The organism is Bartonella sp. W8122, from assembly GCF_016102485.1.
GTDB lineage: Bacteria > Pseudomonadota > Alphaproteobacteria > Rhizobiales > Rhizobiaceae > Bartonella > Bartonella apihabitans.
In genome coordinates, this window is sequence record NZ_JACFOO010000001.1 from 1427015 (window position 1) to 1445110 (window position 18096).

18 protein-coding genes and 1 tRNA gene are annotated in these 18096 nt (G+C 44.4%); 15 read left to right on the plus strand and 4 right to left on the minus strand.

Annotation, left to right across the window (positions count from 1 at the left end; all coding sequences use genetic code 11):
- Positions 1 to 76: 76 nt before the first annotated feature.
- The 3 genes from H3S83_RS06300 (at position 77) to H3S83_RS06310 (ending at position 4475) form a co-directional block, all read left to right on the plus strand.
- A complete protein-coding gene (locus H3S83_RS06300; protein ID WP_198239199.1) occupies positions 77 to 1366 on the plus strand; it encodes a murein L,D-transpeptidase in 1290 nt (429 codons plus the stop codon).
- A 123-nt stretch (positions 1367 to 1489) separates the two neighbouring features.
- Positions 1490 to 3271 carry a hypothetical protein gene (locus H3S83_RS06305; protein ID WP_198239200.1) on the plus strand — a complete coding sequence of 594 codons (1782 nt, stop codon included), beginning with the start codon at positions 1490 to 1492 and terminating at the stop codon, positions 3269 to 3271.
- Between the two features lie 124 nt (positions 3272 to 3395).
- Positions 3396 to 4475, plus strand: coding sequence for a COX15/CtaA family protein (locus H3S83_RS06310; RefSeq protein ID WP_225867969.1), 1080 nt, complete (start codon positions 3396 to 3398; stop codon positions 4473 to 4475).
- 157 nt (positions 4476 to 4632) lie between these two features.
- Here the strand turns inward: H3S83_RS06310 and argC are convergent, their stop codons facing one another.
- Positions 4633 to 5568 (minus strand): N-acetyl-gamma-glutamyl-phosphate reductase, encoded by a 936-nt coding sequence (gene argC, locus H3S83_RS06315; protein WP_198239201.1) that lies wholly within the window; start codon positions 5566 to 5568, stop codon positions 4633 to 4635.
- Between the two features lie 355 nt (positions 5569 to 5923).
- Here argC and glyA point away from each other — a divergent pair, with 355 nt between their 5' ends.
- The 6 genes from glyA to nusB all read left to right on the plus strand — a co-directional run bounded on the left by glyA (position 5924) and on the right by nusB (position 10558).
- Positions 5924 to 7231 (plus strand): serine hydroxymethyltransferase, encoded by a 1308-nt coding sequence (gene glyA / locus H3S83_RS06320; RefSeq protein ID WP_198239202.1) that lies wholly within the window; start codon positions 5924 to 5926, stop codon positions 7229 to 7231.
- 20 nt (positions 7232 to 7251) lie between these two features.
- Positions 7252 to 7734, plus strand: a complete 483-nt coding sequence (nrdR, locus tag H3S83_RS06325) for a transcriptional regulator NrdR (protein WP_077971234.1) — start codon at positions 7252 to 7254, stop codon at positions 7732 to 7734.
- Complete coding sequence (gene ribD, locus H3S83_RS06330) at positions 7727 to 8839, plus strand: bifunctional diaminohydroxyphosphoribosylaminopyrimidine deaminase/5-amino-6-(5-phosphoribosylamino)uracil reductase RibD (protein ID WP_198239203.1); 1113 nt, start codon at positions 7727 to 7729, stop codon at positions 8837 to 8839. Before nrdR ends, ribD begins: the two co-directional genes overlap by 8 nt.
- Positions 8824 to 9432 carry a riboflavin synthase gene (locus H3S83_RS06335; RefSeq protein WP_198239204.1) on the plus strand — a complete coding sequence of 203 codons (609 nt, stop codon included), beginning with the start codon at positions 8824 to 8826 and terminating at the stop codon, positions 9430 to 9432. Before ribD ends, H3S83_RS06335 begins: the two co-directional genes overlap by 16 nt.
- 194 nt (positions 9433 to 9626) lie before the next feature.
- Positions 9627 to 10082: a 6,7-dimethyl-8-ribityllumazine synthase gene (locus H3S83_RS06340; protein WP_078039435.1), complete on the plus strand. Its 456-nt coding sequence runs from the start codon at positions 9627 to 9629 to the stop codon at positions 10080 to 10082.
- Positions 10079 to 10558, plus strand: coding sequence for a transcription antitermination factor NusB (nusB, locus tag H3S83_RS06345; RefSeq protein WP_077971240.1), 480 nt, complete (start codon positions 10079 to 10081; stop codon positions 10556 to 10558). Before H3S83_RS06340 ends, nusB begins: the two co-directional genes overlap by 4 nt.
- Positions 10559 to 10706: 148 nt before the next feature.
- On the opposite strand, the gene H3S83_RS06350 is transcribed toward nusB, so the two are convergent.
- On the minus strand, positions 10707 to 11219 hold the full coding sequence (locus H3S83_RS06350; RefSeq protein WP_077971242.1) for an outer membrane protein assembly factor BamE: 513 nt from the start codon (positions 11217 to 11219) through the stop codon (positions 10707 to 10709).
- Between the two features lie 237 nt (positions 11220 to 11456).
- Here H3S83_RS06350 and H3S83_RS06355 point away from each other — a divergent pair, with 237 nt between their 5' ends.
- The 5 genes from H3S83_RS06355 (at position 11457) to H3S83_RS06375 (ending at position 15328) form a co-directional block, all read left to right on the plus strand.
- On the plus strand, positions 11457 to 12032 hold the full coding sequence (locus H3S83_RS06355; protein WP_198239205.1) for a DUF177 domain-containing protein: 576 nt from the start codon (positions 11457 to 11459) through the stop codon (positions 12030 to 12032).
- A gap of 135 nt (positions 12033 to 12167) precedes the next feature.
- Positions 12168 to 13238, plus strand: a complete 1071-nt coding sequence (plsX, locus tag H3S83_RS06360; protein ID WP_198239206.1) for a phosphate acyltransferase PlsX — start codon at positions 12168 to 12170, stop codon at positions 13236 to 13238.
- 46 nt (positions 13239 to 13284) lie between these two features.
- On the plus strand, positions 13285 to 14259 hold the full coding sequence (locus H3S83_RS06365) for a beta-ketoacyl-ACP synthase III (protein WP_077971248.1): 975 nt from the start codon (positions 13285 to 13287) through the stop codon (positions 14257 to 14259).
- A gap of 74 nt (positions 14260 to 14333) precedes the next feature.
- On the plus strand, positions 14334 to 14645 hold the full coding sequence (locus H3S83_RS06370) for an integration host factor subunit alpha (protein WP_077971250.1): 312 nt from the start codon (positions 14334 to 14336) through the stop codon (positions 14643 to 14645).
- Positions 14646 to 14821: 176 nt separating this feature from the next.
- Positions 14822 to 15328 carry a MerR family transcriptional regulator gene (locus H3S83_RS06375; RefSeq protein WP_077971252.1) on the plus strand — a complete coding sequence of 169 codons (507 nt, stop codon included), beginning with the start codon at positions 14822 to 14824 and terminating at the stop codon, positions 15326 to 15328.
- Between the two features lie 968 nt (positions 15329 to 16296).
- Here H3S83_RS06375 and H3S83_RS06380 read toward each other — a convergent pair.
- Both H3S83_RS06380 and cpdR read right to left on the minus strand, forming a co-directional pair.
- Positions 16297 to 16371: transfer RNA gene (locus H3S83_RS06380), tRNA-Val, on the minus strand.
- A gap of 102 nt (positions 16372 to 16473) precedes the next feature.
- Positions 16474 to 16836: a cell cycle two-component system response regulator CpdR gene (cpdR, locus tag H3S83_RS06385; RefSeq protein ID WP_075870787.1), complete on the minus strand. Its 363-nt coding sequence runs from the start codon at positions 16834 to 16836 to the stop codon at positions 16474 to 16476.
- Positions 16837 to 17000: 164 nt separating this feature from the next.
- Here cpdR and H3S83_RS06390 point away from each other — a divergent pair, with 164 nt between their 5' ends.
- Positions 17001 to 17912: an N-formylglutamate amidohydrolase gene (locus tag H3S83_RS06390; RefSeq protein WP_246741719.1), complete on the plus strand. Its 912-nt coding sequence runs from the start codon at positions 17001 to 17003 to the stop codon at positions 17910 to 17912.
- Positions 17913 to 18096 lie beyond the last annotated feature (184 nt).

Genomic DNA, 18096 nt, shown 5'->3' on the forward strand with positions numbered 1-18096 from the left:
ACAATTACTTCTACCAAATGCTGTTAAGCGTCAATGTCGATTTTATCGACAAGTGCATGCGTGGAAAAAATCAAGAATGACAAATGAAAAAATGACATCGGTCAAAAATCCTTCAATAGGCCGTAGGTTCTTTTTAAAATCTTTGGCAACTGTAACGGCTCTGTCATATGCTCCCGTTTTAGCCAAGGCAAACAACACTTTGTTTGCGCAATCGGGGCGTGCCCGTTGGGATGACCAGTTTGATGCAGGCCCGGCAGGGAGTACCAAAGTTGCTTCCAATCAGCCGGTATTAAGTTTTGCAACAGTTGAAGATACTCAAAAGGCGATTACGCAATATGAGGGTATTGTCAGTCGCGGTGGTTGGCAAAGAGTTCCGACAGAACAGGGAAAATTGCAAATTGGTGTAACACATCCGGCAGTAACTGCGTTGCGGCAAAGACTTGCAGCGTCGGGAGACCTTCAAAGTGGTGTGGGGATGTCTTCATCTTTCGACACTTATGTTGATGCCGCTGTAAAACGCTTTCAGGCCCGTCATGGATTGCCAGCCGATGGTGTAACGGGCGAGGCGACCTATAAATCAATGAATGTCGATGCCCAGACGCGCCTTAATCAACTTCACATCAATGTCGAGCGGTTGAAGACGAAAGTCGAAATGACGGCTCAAGAACAGCGTTTTGTAATGGTCAACATACCGGCTGCGCAAATCGAAGCCGTGGAAAATGGTGTGGTTGCGCAAAGACATACAGCTGTTGTTGGTAAAATTGATCGACAAACCCCGTTACTGGATTCAAAAATCAGCCAGATCATCCTTAATCCGTTCTGGACAGTACCGAAGTCGATTATCCGTAAAGATATTATTCCTCTGATGCAAAAAAATCCGTCCTACCTTTCGGATAACAGCATCCATATTTTTAATAATCGTGGCGAGGAAGTACCCCCCGAAAGCATCAATTGGCATAGTGACGAGGCTGTCAGTATGATGTTCCGGCAAGATCCGGGTAAAATTAATGCAATGTCATCGACAAAGATAAATTTTGCCAATCCATATTCGGTGTACATGCACGATACTCCCATACAAACCCTGTTCAATAGCTTGATGCGTTTTGATTCATCTGGTTGTATCCGTATTCAGAACATTCGCGATCTCAATGTGTGGATTTTGAAGAATACGCCCGGGTGGGACAGGCAACGTATGGAAGCGGTGATTGCCTCCCGACAAAATACACCGATTAATATTCCCGATCCCATACCGCTTCATTTTGTCTATATTTCCGCTTGGTCAACGGGAGAGGGGGTTGTCCAATTCCGTGACGATATTTATCACTTGGATGGCTCCTCGCAATTGGCTCTTGATACGGCCGGTTGAACTATTTTTGACAAAAACATCAAAAAACCGCCTTTATGGCGGTTTTATTTTTATTTTTTAAGGGGATAGTTACCCATTCTGTTCTATCTGGAAGGCATTGTCTTTTGCATCAGTTGAACAGGAATGCCAGAACAAGCCGGAAAGAATAGAAATTTCACGCGTTTTTTGCCGCAAAACATAATATTTGTTTTGCTGATTACGGCTTTTTGTTTTGTTCTCGCTTTCATTTATTGTTTGTCAAAACCGCAGATTTACGAGGCAAAGGTAGAAGTTTCGATCAGAAAACTGGATGGCCTGACATTGGATGACGATAATCGCAATCGGGCCATTTCAATCGCCACATCGCGGCCGGTTTTGAAGCGGACGGTGGAACTGTTGGAAAAGCAGGAAATTCCGTTCAACCTGAAAAAATTCAATTATTTTCTTTCGCTCCGTGATGATAAAAATCATCTTTTATTGGAGTTTGATGATGAAAATGCGACTCATGCCGAACTTGTATTGGCAAATTTGCTGGAAGCTATCCGCCAAGAAGTGAAGCGAGTCTATCCCAATCCCGATGTGGCACTGATTTCCACTATTCGTACACAGCGCAACAACGTTTTGAGCTCGACTTTGAACAGTTTTAGTGAAAACGCCAAACAGGGGGAGCGAGAAAAGCAAACCGACGACCTCTATTCTTCTCTCATTGTCGCAATTGGTAATCGTGTTGCCTATAATGCGTCGATTGAGGTTTTGAAAAATCTTTTGAATACCGGTCAGTCACCGCTTGTTCTCGACTTCATCGCCAATGATCCGGCAGTTTTGAAAACTACTGATGATTTGAATAAGTTGACAGCAGAAATTGCCCATATGGAAACCCAATTGGCGGGCAACCATCCCCAGATCAAAGCAATGCGGGCTGAACAGAATGCGCTTAAGTCGGAGCTTGAAAACAATATTGACCTCTCAATCAAAGGTCTCTACGCACAAGCCGATATTGCGACAAAGGTTGAACGGGATTTGCGCAATGAACTCAATGCGGCGAGCGGCGTTGCCAGTTCTTCCGATGACAAGCAGTTGCTTGACGAGCTTGAAAAAAAATTGAAGGCGATTTGGGACGACTATGATAAAACAATCGAGAAATCCGGCCTATTACGGGCGAGCAATTTTGTTGTTGTGAACGGTCCAATAACGGTAGCGAAACAATCTGTTTTATCGCGATATGGAAGCAGAATCTTCGGATTCGCTTTAATTGTTTTCTTGTTACTTTTGATTATTCAGACGATCATTAAAAACCGCGCTTTATTTAAAACACGCAGAAACATGGATGGTCAATTTTTTGATCGTAAAGGAAACAGCGACGGCGGGAGCATGAACTCGGCCGCCCCGTCCTCGCCGAAAGCTGCATTGAATTTAGCTGAAACGGTTGAAAAACTCGAACAAAACCACGCAGGATTTATTGCGGTGGTTGGCAAAAAAGCAGCAAAAACTGCCGCGCGCTTGTCGATGGAATTGAAAAAAGAGAACAATGCAATTCTTTTGATTGATATCTCGACCAATGAAATCGGAAATCTCATCGGTCCTCATCGTGGTTTCACAGATGTATTGACAGGTGACGCAAAAATTTCGGAAGTTATCTATAACGATTATGACACGGGTGTCGATATTTTGCCTCAAGGTTTGGCTAGTCCGCTTCGTGCCAAGGATTTTTCAAAAGATATTCCGGCATTCATTTCGGCGCTCGAAAGCAGCTATTCGATTGTTATTGTTGCAATGTCGGGTGAGCCGGAATTCGGGTTGGAAGAAATATTTTCTGAAAGCGATTGCCTTGTTATTTCGCCCGGTGACAAATCCGATGGAGATCATTGGACGGAATTGTTCTTGAAATATTCTGCGCAACCGGTATTCAGGCTCATCAATAATTGATAAAAAGTGGAAACGCGACGGCTTGTCGCGGCTTGCACCCTTGTTTTCTTAAAAACATTGCTGCACCAATAGGAAAAAGAACCGGATAATCCCGGCAGATATTATTGAGTGAAAGCGTCTCGTTATGACAATGACTGCAATTGATGAAACCGTGCCTAATGCCAGACAGGCGCACAATCGCAAAATGATTAAGATATGGCTTTATGTCATATTAATTCTTTGTTTGGCAATTGTCATCGTCGGGGGTGCTACACGCCTTACCGGATCAGGGTTGTCTATTACCGAATGGAAGCCGGTTCACGGGGTTATTCCGCCAATTGGCGAAGCAGAATGGCAAGATGAATTCGAGAAATATCAACAAATAGCCCAATATAAAGTTGTCAATCAGGGAATGACGCTTTCACAATTTAAAGGTATTTTCTGGTGGGAGTGGGCCCATCGTTTATTGGCACGTCTTGTCGGTGTTGTTGCATTATTCGGACTCATCTGGTTTTGGGCAACCAAACGAATTGAAAAAACTTTTCTTCCACAATTAATCGCGGTTCCTGTCATTATCGCCATTCAGGGGGCAATTGGCTGGTGGATGGTTGCGTCCGGCCTCGGCGCCAGTGATTTGACAAGTGTCAGTCAATATCGGCTGGCGATTCATCTTGTTACGGCCTGTATTGTTGTGATCTTCGTTACTTATGTTTCTCGCGGACTTGCCGATTATAGTGATAAGCCTGCCAATCGCAGCATACAGAAATTTGCCGGTTGGCTTGTTTTTATGGTGCTTGTGCAAATTTATCTCGGAGCTCTTGTTGCAGGTCTACATGCAGGCAAAGTTTATAATACGTGGCCGTTAATGGATGGACAATTGGTGCCGGAAGGGTTGCTCGCCGATCAGCCATCCTGGCGCAATTTTTTCGAAAATCGGTTGACGGTACAATTTGTCCATCGGTGTTTTGCTTATCTTCTGTTGTTGGCAGCGCTTGTCCATGCTCTGAAAGTCGAAAAGCTCGCATCGGGAACAACCCATGCGCGCCGTGCAATGTTGTTGCTTTTGGCCATTGTTGTTCAAGCTATTTTCGGAATCATCACGCTTTTGCTTGAAGCACCGATCAGTTGGGGATTGATCCATCAGGGTGTTGCGCTATTGGTACTGGTATTTGCCGTTGCCCATTGGCGCGCAACAAAAGGCGCTTATGCTGTAGAAAAAGCATGACCGGCTTGATAAAAAAGTCAGACTTTTCGCTCGTTTAATTTCTCAGGAATAGCGGAATGAACGGCCGGCAAACAATCAAACAATTAAAAAAGCAAAAAAATTAGACCTGCAACAATGGCCGGTCTTCTATTATTTATGAGCAGGAAAAACCGGATTTTTATGATTTGCCTATCATAAGATCGAGATTTTGCACTGCCGCTCCCGAAGCGCCTTTACCGAGATTATCCAGAACGGCTGAAATATTGTAAATCCCGTTAGAATCATCACCAAATACAAATATTTTCAATTTGTCTGTATTGGCGAGCAATTCCGCGTCAAGCCGCGCCAAATTACCGGTTTCCTGTTCATTCGCAACGCTGACGAGCTTGCTATCGTGATAATGGGCTTTGAAAATAGAACGCAAAACATCGGTTGTAACAGTTTTTTGTAAAAGCGAATTGTGAATCGGAATATTGACAATCATGCCTTGGGGAAATCTTCCGACACTTGGTAGGAAAATCGGCGAATGTGAAAGTTTACCATGAACACGTATCTCCGGCACATGCTTATGCTTGAGGTTAAGCCCGTAAATGAAATAATTTGCGGTTATCTTGTCGTCACAGCTTGGGTCTTCCATTTGTGCAATCATCTTTTTTCCACCACCGGTATAGCCCGATACAGCGTTAATGGAGATTGGAAAATCTTCTCCTATAATATGCGCTTCCCTTAATGGACGAATGATGCTTAACGCACCGGTGGGATAACAGCCCGGATTGGCAACAAAACGTGCCGAGCTTATCCGTTCCGGTTGACCTTTCGTGAGTTCGGCAAAACCGTAAACCCAGTCGGGGGCAATACGGTGTGCCGTGGAACTGTCGATGATGCGAATTTTCACATTGCCTGCAAGACTATTGACAGTGTCAATTGCTGCCTTGTCAGGAAGGCAGAGGATGGCAATATCGGCCGCATTCAATCGTTCCAAACGCGCAGCTTCATTGTGGCGGTCTTCCAGCGGAATTGACAGAATTTCGAGGTCATCTCGTGCGGCCAACCGCTTCCTGATTTGCAAGCCCGTTGTACCGTGTTCGCCATCAATAAAAACTTTTGTTTGCATTTCCTTGCACCTGATTTTCGCCGGGATTGGGGTTGTTAAAAGACTTGCACGAATGATTTTTATCTCTTCTCAAAGAACACAACCATTCTTTTACAGAAGAGGCGGTATATTGTGCCTTACGAAGCGATAAAAATAAATTCTTTTTTGTAACCGTTTAAACGTGTTATCTGAAAAAATTATTCATGAGGCAGTTTTAGCGGTTAATCAAGCGATCAGTAAATAATAATTGCAGATCAAATTGATTTTTCTGAGGATTTTTTTCGAATTATTGGCTATTCACGTCGAAAGCGTTTAACATAATATAACGCTGTGATAATTATTAAGCGGCTATTTTTCATTGTTAGGAATATTTCCCATGAGCGACCAAGTGGATGTGGCGCAAAAGCGCTTTTTTAATGACGATCTTAAAACAACTGATTCCGAGATCTATGATGCCATTCGCGGCGAACTTTCCCGTCAGCGTAATGAAATCGAGTTGATTGCATCGGAAAACATCGTATCGCGTGCTGTCCTTGAAGCACAAGGTTCGGTTCTAACCAACAAATATGCCGAAGGTTATCCGGGTAAACGTTATTATGGCGGTTGCCAATATGTGGATGTGGTTGAAAATCTTGCAATTGAACGCGCAAAGAAACTGTTCGGAGCGGCTTTTGCAAATGTGCAACCGAATTCCGGTAGCCAGATGAATCAGGCGGTATTTTTCGCCCTTTTGAAGCCGGGTGATACATTTATGGGACTTGACCTCAACTCCGGTGGGCATTTGACCCATGGGTCTCCGGTCAATATGTCCGGAAAATGGTTTAATGTGGTATCTTATGGCGTTCGCAGAGATGACCAAAGAATAGATATGGACGAAGTCGCTCGTATTGCGCGCGAAAACAAGCCCAAACTTATACTTGCCGGTGGTACAGCCTATTCGCGCTTTTGGGACTGGAAACGGTTTCGCGAAATTGCGGACGAGGTTGGTGCATATCTTATGGTGGATATGGCGCACATAGCCGGCCTTGTTGCCGGAGGTGTCCATCCTTCGCCTGTTCCTTATGCCCATGTTGTCACGTCGACGACACATAAATCGCTTCGCGGACCGCGCGGTGGTATGATTTTGACGAATGATGAAGCAATTGCGAAAAAGATCAATTCGGCTGTTTTCCCGGGTATTCAGGGTGGACCGCTCATGCATGTCATTGCTGCAAAAGCTGTTGCATTCGGCGAGGCTCTGCGCCCATCGTTCAAAACTTATGCGCAAAATGTTGTCGCAAATGCGAAAACCTTATCGGCACGTCTTATTAAAAATGGTCTTGATATTGTATCCGGCGGCACCGATAACCATTTGATGCTGGTTGATTTGAGACCAAAAAATGCAACCGGTAAACGGGCAGAAAGTGCGTTAAGCCGCGCCCATATTACCTGCAACAAAAACGGAATTCCTTTCGATCCGGAAAAACCGTTTGTTACATCAGGTGTGCGGCTTGGTACACCGGCAGGAACCACACGTGGTTTTGGCGAAAAAGAATTTGATGAAATTGGTGAGCTGATTTCCGAAGTTCTCGATGGCTTGAAAGCTGCAAATTCGGATGAGGGAAATGCTGCTGTAGAAGCACATGTACGTGGAAAGGTTCAGGCATTGACCGAACGTTTCCCGCTATATCCTTATCTTGGATGATTATTTGAACGGAGTAAAAAATGCGGTGTCCTTACTGTCAATCTGAAGATACTCAGGTAAAGGACTCGCGTCCGGCCGAAGATGGTTCGGTTATTCGCCGTCGCCGCATATGTCCCGTATGCGGCGGCCGTTTCACAACATTCGAACGTGTCCAATTACGTGAATTGATGGTCACCAAGAAGAGCGGTCGCCATGTGCCTTTTGACCGTGACAAACTTATGCGCTCTGTGGAAGTTGCCTTGCGTAAGAGAAATGTCGATCCAGAGCGTGTCGAGAGGGCAATATCAGGTATTGTCAGACAACTTGAAAGTTCGGGAGAACCCGAAATATCATCGGAACAAATAGGGCGCCTTGTCATGGAAGCGCTGAAAGGTATCGATGATATTGCCTATATCCGTTTCGCCTCCGTTTATCGCAATTTTCGCAATGCCAGTGATTTTCACGATGTAATAGACGAATTGTCGGATCGTGACGGAGAAAAAGAAAACAACAATAATGGTTGATAAAATTGCCGATTGTCGATTTATGGCTGCCGCTATCCGTTTGGCGAGTTGGCATATCGGACAAACTGCCGAAAATCCTTCAGTCGGGGCGATTATAGTCGGTTCCGATGGTTATACGATCGTCGGGCATGGGGTAACAGCAAAAGGCGGAAGGCCACATGCTGAAACGCATGCCTTGACAATGGCTGGCGAAAACGCGCGAAATGGCACAGCTTATGTGACGCTCGAACCCTGTTCACATTACGGGAAAACACCTCCATGTGCCGATGCTCTCGTAAATGCCGGTATAAAACGTGTTGTCATTGCACGTCTTGATCCCGATAAAAGAGTGAGCGGGCGTGGTGTAAAAATATTGGAAAATGCCGGCATTATTGTTGAAACCGGTATATTGGCAGGTAAAGCCTTCGAGGGGTTGAGTGCCTATCTGATAACAAGAGAGCTATCGCGTCCTGAAGTGACGCTGAAAATGGCGATATCAGCTGACAACGGTATCGGTATTAAAGGCAAGCAAAATGTTCTGATCAGTAATGAACTATCGCGTTCGGTAAGCCACATGATGCGAGCGAAAAACGATGCAATTCTGATTGGAATCGGAACTGTTCTAGCAGACAATCCCGAACTCACCTGTCGATTGTCCGGGCTTGAAGACCGGTCGCCGGTGCGTGTCGTGGTTGATCCGGAACTCACTATGCCTCTTGATTGCCAACTGGTGGCAACTGCAAAAACCGTTCCGACATGGGTAATAAGCAGCAAGAACGGCAACGAGCAAAAAAAGATCGAACTCCATGAAAAAGGTGTCAAACTTCTTGAATGTGATGGAAGCAAGACGACCATATCTCCCGAACAAATCCTTCGCATATTGTTTGAGAATAATATTTCAAGCGTCCTGATCGAAGGCGGTGCGATAACAGCCCGGACTTTTCTTGACCAGAAGGCGGTTGACAAGGTCGTTCTGTTCCGTTCAACAATAATGCTTGGCGATGACAGGATTTCTGCACCGGATTTCAAAAAATATCTTGCTGATTTCACGAAAATCGAACAAGCCGAATTTGGCAAAGACAATTACAGTGAATGGAGGCTCCGTCCCGAATGTTTACCGGAATAGTGACAGATATTGGCGAGGTAGCCGAAAAAGAACCTTTAAATGAAGGCTTACGGATAAAAATCCTCAGTCATTACGATATAGATACAATCGATATCGGTGCTTCTATCGCCTGTTCCGGTATCTGTCTGACGGTTGTTGAAAAATCCCGTTCGGGCGCAAACAAAAACAGTTTTACTGTGGAAGCCTGGGAAGAAGCCTTACGTCTTACGAATATTTCCAGATGGAAAATTGGTGGCCATATCAATCTTGAGAGGTCTTTGAAACTTGGCGATGAAATGGGCGGCCATCTTGTTTCCGGTCATGTTGACGGTTTGGCCGAGATAATGGAGATAAAAGAAGAAGGGGATGCAAGGCGTTTTCAATTGAAAGCACCGCGGGAATTTTCTCCTTTTATTGCGCGTAAAGGCTCTGTCGCATTGGACGGTACGTCGCTTACAATAAATTCGGTCGATGGTGATCTGTTCGACGTATTGGTCATACGCCACACTCTGGAAGTGACAACGTGGGGGGAGCGCAAGAAAGGCGATTGCGTCAATCTTGAAATAGATCAATTGGCTCGATATGCTGCGCGCTTATCGGAGTTCCGCCGCTAGCGCTCCGGTTATTTTTCAATTCATTTACCTTGCTGTCTTCAAATGGCACTCTATTGGAGCCATTTTGAGAAAAGCCGCTTTCGCATTTTAAAAAACTGTTTTAAATGGAAGTATATTGGCTCGTTCCCATTGTTTATAATGGGCTTTGAGGGACATAGAGTGCCAACCCTATTTTTGGTTTGTAGGATCAGATTATGACAAAGAAGAACGTGAAAAAGGCTCACATACTAATCGTGGAAGCTCGTTTTTATGATGAAATTTCCGATGCATTGTTGAAAGGTGCCACGGAAACGCTCAAAGCAGCGGGAGCAGAGTTTGATGTTGTAACTGTTCCGGGAGCTTTGGAAATTCCGGCAGCCATTGCCTTTGCGGAAAAAGGCGAAAAAAACTATGATGGTTATGTCGCATTGGGGTGTGTCATCAGAGGGGAAACATATCATTTTGAAATTGTTTCCAACGAATCATGCCGCGGCATTGCGGATTTGACCGTTCGCAAGCGATTGGCTATCGGCAACGGCATCATCACAGTCGAAAATGAAAAACAGGCTTGGGCACGTGCACTGCCTGATAAAAAGAATAAAGGCGGTTTTGCCGCCGATGCAGCGCTACATATGATCGCGCTGAAACATAAGTTCGGAGTAAATCATTGAATAAAAGCCCTGCCAATAATATTAACGTGCCGCGCCGCGCGAATAAACGCGGCGCTGCACGTTTGGCTGCTGTTCAGGCGCTCTATCAGATGGATGTTGCCGGAACAGGTATTTTGGAAATTACATCGGAATATGAGACTTATCGCTTGGGACAAGAGGTCGATGGCGAGCAATATCTCGAGGCTGACCCGCAATGGTTTCGTGCCATCATAGCAGGGGTGGTGGAAGAACAACGTCAGCTTGATCCGATGATTCGTCAACATTTGCCGGAGGATTGGCCGCTATCGCGTATTGATTCTACACTACGTGCCATATTAAGGGCAGGGGCGTGGGAAATCAAAAATCGTAAAGATGTTCCGATCGCCGTTGCAATAAACGAATATGTCGACATTGCCAAAGCTTTCTTTTCCGGAGAAGAGCCGCGAATGGTCAATGCGGTTCTGGACCGCATGGCAAAAGAATTGAGACACAAATAGGTTGTTGCAATAAACAAAAACTGAAAAAGCTCTATCATTCGATAGAGCTTTTTTAATTCAACCAGCAACAAGTACAGAAACCGGTTCAATAGAGCCAAACACCTTTGCTCCGCCTACAATTGTTATTGGAAACGGAATGAAGTGGCTATCAACGACCATTGGTCGGTAACTGGGGAACGCCCTTCGAGCCCTTGATCAACTGGGACAGGAATGATTGGTCATGACCACCGGTCGGGGTTGTCTTCGAAATGCTATCGAAAACTTTACCATCTTCCAGACCGTAATTGGCAATCCGTTCAACCTGCCCATTTTTGTTGAAATAAATAGCCAGAATTTTACGATCGACAATCTTCGGCTTCATAAATTGTGCACCGCGATAACGCGTTTGGGAAATGTAATAAAATACCTCATTGTCATACATTGCTGTCATCGAAGGCGAGCCAAGTGCCAGCAAAACCTGATCACGACTTGAACCGACAGGAACAGAAGCAAGTGCCGATTCGTCAAGAACATAGCCTTCGTTATAGGTCTGGCTTGTGTTGAGAAAATCATGTGACTTACAGCCACCGAGTGTAATTGTTGTAGCAGCCATTAAACCGATGATTAACCCACGCTTGGCTCGGGTTGTAATGCGGACCGTGTAAAACAATGACATCTCCATCTAACGCATGGCGGGGATAATTTCTTTTTCAACCTTTTTGCCTAAACCACCTTAAAGCGGTTTGCAATAGATTGCATCGTTAGAGACTTGCAATTATTAACAATGAGTATGTAAAAAAATCGGAATAGAGCAAAGACTTTTCTGTGACTTTCATACGATATCGTTAAAGGTATTGGGCGTTATCGTTAAAGGTATCGGGAAAAATTATCGGTTGAAAAGAGGCTGGATAAAATCGTTATGGATGATAATGACCAAACACACAATAATGACCATCACGTCATGAGCTTTGCCATTCACTATCCTGTCAATGTCCGTTCGTTACCGGTGAAAGGAATCCGCATCAAGATTGATGCAGATGAAAAAGAGCGGCTGAAGCTTGTGGAAAACCATGGCTTGCTGGAGGTAAAATCGTTTCACGCCGATGTTCACATTTCTCCTTGGAAGAAACGCGGCGTTCGCGTCAAAGGCAAGTTTGAAGCTGAAATAGTTCAGGCCTGTGTCGTCACACTCGAACCTCTTCCAAAACATATAGAAGAAGACGTAGAGTCGGTTTTTATCCCCGACGATTCCAAGCTTGTCAAATATCAAGAGCGCGATAATACAAGTGAAGTTTTTGTAGATGCTGAAGGTCCTGACACTCCTGAAGTATTCCATGGTGATTCAATTGATATCGGCGCTTTTCTTGAAGAATTCTTCGAACTATCGATTGATCCTTATCCACGTAAAGAAGGCGTGGACGGAAACTATATTGAAGATATGGAAAAAGACAAAACAGAACCTTCACCTTTTGCCATTTTAAAACAACTGAAATAGCCAAGGTCGTCGAAAAAACAAATTTTATTGTTGTATAATGGCTTAAAACCGGTATTTTCGGCGTTAAGTTTCACACAGCGTCGCTTTATTGCGGCATTGCTTATATATAATTCGAAACTAATAGGACATTTGAGAGTGATCAGAATTTCTGTGGATGCAATGGGCGGCGATTTTGGCCCTGAGATCACAATTGCCGGTGCGGCAATTGCGCAGAAACGTTTTCCTGAAATACGTTTTATTTTTTATGGCGTTGCGAGTGCAGTTGAACCGGTTTTGAAGCGTTATCCGGAACTTGGTTCCTGTTCAACATTCATTGCGACCGAAACCTATACCCGTATGGACGAAAAGCCTAGTCAGGCATTGCGAAACGGGCGCGGCAAGTCATCAATGTGGAAAGCGATCGAAGCGGTGAAAAAAGGTGAAGCCGATGCCTGTGTATCAGCCGGTAACACCGGTGCATTGATGGCAATGTCATATTTTTGTTTGAGAATGATGGAAGAAGCCGACCGTCCCGGCATTGCAGGGGTTTGGCCGACATTGCGTGGTGAAAGTCTTGTGCTTGATATTGGCGCAACCATCGGCGCCTCATCGGATCAACTTGTCGATCTGGCGGTCATGGGAGCGGGTATGTTTCGTGCGCTTTATAATGTCAAACGTCCGACAGTAGGTCTTCTTAATATAGGAGTGGAGGAAGTCAAAGGACTTGATGAAATCAAGCAGGCAGGCATGATGCTGCGTGAAATCGGGCTCGACGGACTGGAATATAAAGGCTTCGTAGAAGGCAATGATATTGGAAAAGGTACTGTCGATGTTGTGGTTACCGAAGGATTTTCAGGTAATATCGCATTGAAAGCAGCCGAAGGGACCGCAAGGCAAATGGCGCAAATATTGCGTGAAGCAATGTCCAGCTCCTGGCTGACAAAACTCGGCTATCTTCTTTCGATCAGTGCTTTTCGTAAGCTCAAGCAAAAAATGGATCCCGGACGTGTAAACGGCGGTGTCTTACTTGGTTTGAATGGTGTTGTTATTAAAAGTCATGGTGGAACCGATGCGGATGGGTTTGCTTCTGCTTTACGTGTAGGCTATGAAATGGTTAACAATAAACTTCTCGAGAAAATCGCAGCGGATTTGAGGCATTTTCACGATAAAAAACCCGAACTTCTCAATCATGGTGACCATGCGGGCCATGGTGCGGAGCATATATAACGCATTGAAAATTAATTATTGATTCGCTGGTTAAGGATAGAACTGAATGATTCGATCTGCCATATGTGGCATAGGAAGTGCGCTGCCTAAAAAGAAAATGTTGAACAGCGAGCTCGAGGGGATTGTCGAGACATCCGATGCATGGATCGTTCAACGGACGGGAATCCGCCAGCGTTATATTGCCGGAAAAGATGAAACGACCGTTTCTCTTGGAGCGGCTGCCGCACAAGCTGCTCTTGATAATGCCGGACTTACTGTCGCCGATATCGACTGCATTATTCTGGCAACAGCAACACCTAACCATACTTTTCCCGCTTCGGCGGTAGAAATACAGAATGCATTGGGAATGTCGCACGGCTTTGCGTTCGATGTTCAGGCCGTCTGTTCAGGCTTCATTTTTGCAATGACAACTGCCGATCTTTATTTGAAAGGCGGCATGGCCAAGCGAATTCTTGTCATTGGTGCGGAAACCTTCTCGCGTATTCTTGATTGGAATGACCGTTCGACATGTGTGCTTTTCGGGGACGGCGCGGGAGCTGTTGTTCTCGAAGCTGTCGAGAACCAGAGTGGCAATAACAGTGATCGTGGTATTCTTGCCTGTAAACAGCGTTCAGACGGTGCATTTGTCGACAAGCTTTACGTGGATGGCGGTCCTTCGACCACACAAACGACCGGACATTTGCGAATGGAAGGTCGAGAAGTATTCAAACATGCTGTCGGGATGATTACCGACGTGGTGGATGATTGCTTTTCTGCAACCGGAATATCACCGTCCGAGCTTGACTGGTTTGTACCTCATCAAGCCAATAAACGTATTATCGACGCATCGGCCAAAAAACTTGGTATCGCTGATGAAAAAGTTGTGATCACCGTTGATCAGCATGGCAATACTTCGGCCGCATCTGTGCCTTTGGCGCTTGCGGTAGCGGTTAAAGATGGTAGAATAAAAAAAGGTGATCTGGTCATGCTGGAGGCAATGGGCGGCGGATTCACATGGGGAGCTATTCTTATCCGTTGGTAGTGCCAAGACAACTTGACCGATAATATGTTTAACGTATAAGTTTTTTATACTTCAATTATAAGAAGGCGGTTGTTATGGCTGGTAATACAGTGACGCGCGCGGATTTAGCAGATGCAGTTTGCAGAAAAGTTGGCCTGTCACGCACAGAGTCGGCTTCATTGGTTGAAATGATCCTTAATGAAGTTTGCGATGCAATTGTCAAAGGCGAGACGGTAAAATTATCGTCGTTTGCAACTTTTCATGTTCGTAACAAGACAGAACGTATTGGTCGCAATCCGAAGACAGGTGAAGAGGTACCGATTTCTCCTCGTCGCGTTATGACATTCAAGGCATCGAATGTTTTGAAGAAAAAAATTCTCGACGGTCATCGGTCCAAAAAATCGTAAAATTACCTATATATATTTAGGCAGAGCAAAAAGACCGATATTCGACAGCTGTGGCAGGAGCCAATGGCCGATTGTTTATTTGCATATGCCGGAGTTTTGTGAAAATTGAAGTAGCATTGCGGTAACTGTCAATTACCAGAAAGTTCGAGGTTGTTATATTCGGAAAAGGCCAAAAAATGGATAAAAGTCCAGATGCTTTTCGTACAATCAGCGAAGTTGCTGAAGCGTTGGATCTTCCCCAACACGTTCTAAGGTTTTGGGAAACACGTTTTTCCCAGATCAAGCCGTTAAAACGTGGGGGTGGGCGGCGTTACTACCGGCCAGCCGATGTGGATTTGCTGAAAGGAATTCGGCAACTTCTTTATGAACAGGGTTATACAATAAAAGGTGCACAGCGCCTATTGAAAGAAAACGGCATAGCCTTTGTAATTGCGTTGGGCAATGGAGACGTTGCTGCAATTGATGCAATTACGAGGAAGAAAAAAGCTGAAGAGGAAGCCGAAAATACGCCGCTTCCTGCAAAACAACCACAATCCAGAGGCCTGTTCAGCTTTATGAAATCCGATTCCGACACTGAAGTGGGCGGAAGCAATATCGGAAAAGGCAAGGATAACAAAACCTTGCTTCAGGAAGCTTTGTTTGAATTGATTGAATGCAAAAGAGTTCTTGATCGCGCTCGTTAAGCTTCGTTTGGTGCTGAAAAAATATAGTTTTAATTTCGTTGACGGGGTTGATTATCATCTGACAGAAAGCGGGCATTCACTATGTCTAAGATTTGTCAGGACGCAGTATATGCAATTGGTCACGACAATTGGAACGCGTTAGTCACGATGATTGATATTTCTTGAGTTCATTTCGTTCAATTCTGCGCGTTTCGGAGGGATAGAAAATTATCACTTTAAAACAGTTTCGTTTTTTAATAAGCGATCGGTGAGGGCAGGTTGTTGCAGCAGTTTTAGTTATTTATGCGAATTTTTGATCAAGAAATTTTGTAGCCTGCCGATATCAAAGTCATAGGATGTTTTCTTTTAACACCACTCCTTTCCTATAGTTGAATGGAACTAAAACCTGACGGGAAAGACGTTTACACCATCTGGTCCCGAGAGAAGCTTATTCCGGACGCAACTATTAAATGGAGCGCCGTTTTATGTTCAGGAAGCTTTTTACGTGCTATTTCCTGTGAGATATCTGAACGATTTTGGAAATCAGATTAACTTCGTGATTATTGGCTTCACCAGAGCTTATGGCGATTGAATTGTCATAATTCCAACTTTGCCTTCAGTTTTGGATAAAAGTTTTTTGCTTCAACGCGAATAGCCAATTGAATTTTTGTCTTTCTCGACAATTCCACTCATAAATTTTTTAAAAAAGCAGAGGCACTCGTCACGTGGGGAATCAAAAAACCGAATATGCAGCCGATTTAATGATTCCCGATTTTCAGAAACGCATAGCTTCTGAACAATTGTCATGTGATTGACATGGCATGAACGAGAAACGATTAAATGGCCTAATTAATAGAGTGCGATATGAAGAGGGGATAAAAGCTTGTTTGGTTCAACAAAGAGGTAACTCGTTGCCGTTTTATGACGATAAGCAACAAACGGAAAAACAAATTTTTTTAAGCAAGAAAACGGATTAATTGAAAAACAGATGGTGGGCGTGACAGGGATTGAACCTGTGACCCCTACAATGTCAATGTAGTGCTCTCCCTCTGAGCTACACGCCCATCTGACGCTGTTGCATACACCACAACAAGACCGTTAGGTCAATGCCTTTTTATAAAAAATCGCTTATAAATCGGGAAATTGTGGATTTTTAAAAATATCTTTTAGGCTGCGATAAGCATCTTTTCGACTTCGGAAACGAGTTCACGCAAATGGAATGGCTTGGACAGAACCTTTGCATCTCGTGGTGTATTGCTATCGGAGTTGAGTGCGACAGCAGCAAATCCGGTGATAAACATTACCCTTAAATCCGGATCAATTTCGGTTGCACGGCGAGCGAGCTCTATACCATCCATTTCCGGCATCACGATATCGGTCAATAAAAGTGAAAACGGTTCTTCCTGAAGCCGTTCATAGGCGCTTGCACCGTTATCAAAATCGGTAACTTCGTAACCGGCCCGTTCCAGAGCTTTTGCTAAAAATCGACGCATATCATTATCGTCTTCGGCAAGCAAAATTCGTTTCATAATAATGTCCAGCAGTTGTTTATTCGATTTGGAACCTTATCTCACTCTTACTCATACAATAAATTAGATTGGTAAAAAAAGCGGTAAAGGCATGTTGAATGGACTTTGTTTCTTATAATGGTTAATTGCCGGTTGCGAATGCCATAAAAACTGGTTTACCTTTTATGAAACAAACAAAAAATGGGCAGGCTATTAATATGAATGCAAACGGCGTGACAGCATTTCAATATTTTGAACCGGCTGAACTGCGTGTGCCGTTTTTGTTCAATTCACCTCATTCTGGCAGGTTTTATCCGGAAAGCTTTCTGGAACAATCCGTGCTCGACAATTTTACGATCCGGATGTCGGAAGATTGTTTCGTCGATTTGCTTTTCGGGAAAGTTGTAGGGCTTGGTGCCGCGCTTATGGCGGCAAATTACCCACGGTCTTTTATCGATGTCAATCGTGCCCAATACGAGCTTGATCCTGATATGTTCTTCGAACCTATGCCGGATTATGTTCCAAATCCGTCGACACGTGTTATGGCAGGCTTGGGGACTATACCAAAAAACGTAGCGAGTGATCTACCGATATATAACGGGCGAATCCATCTGGAAGATGCTTTGAAACGTATTGATAGTCTATATGTTCCTTACCACAACCATCTCCAATCGACGCTCAATTCAATGCGGAAACGGTTCGGTTTTGCAGTTCTTATAGATTGCCACTCAATGCCTGGAAAACTGAAGTTTTTTAATGGTGGCGAACAGCCGGATTTTATTCTGGGCGATCAATACGGGCAATCCTGCACCAATGCGTTTGTTGAATATACCGCCGAGCTTTTAAGAGAAAAGGGATATAATGTCAGTCTGAACCGGCCTTATTCGGGCGGTTTTATTACTGCCCATTACGGAAAACCCGCCGAAAATATCCACACTCTTCAAATTGAAATCAATAGAAGTCTCTATCTCGACGAAATTACGCTTGAAGCGAACCATAATTTCGCTTCATTGCAGAATGATCTCACTTCTTTGTCGGCTGATCTTATGGCTTTTCCGGAACAGGAATTCACGCTTTGCAAAATAGCTGCCGAATAATGTGATTATTGTTAGACAAGACAAATCGGTCACTTTTCTGACGGAACGTGAATTGGCCAAAAAGATAAAGCCAATGAAACATTTCTATCATATATTGGAAATGCGAGAGCATTTTGCGGTGGCGAGCACGTATCAGGCAGTGATTGTCTTTTTATGAAAAAGCAGTTTAAATGAGCTCTATCCG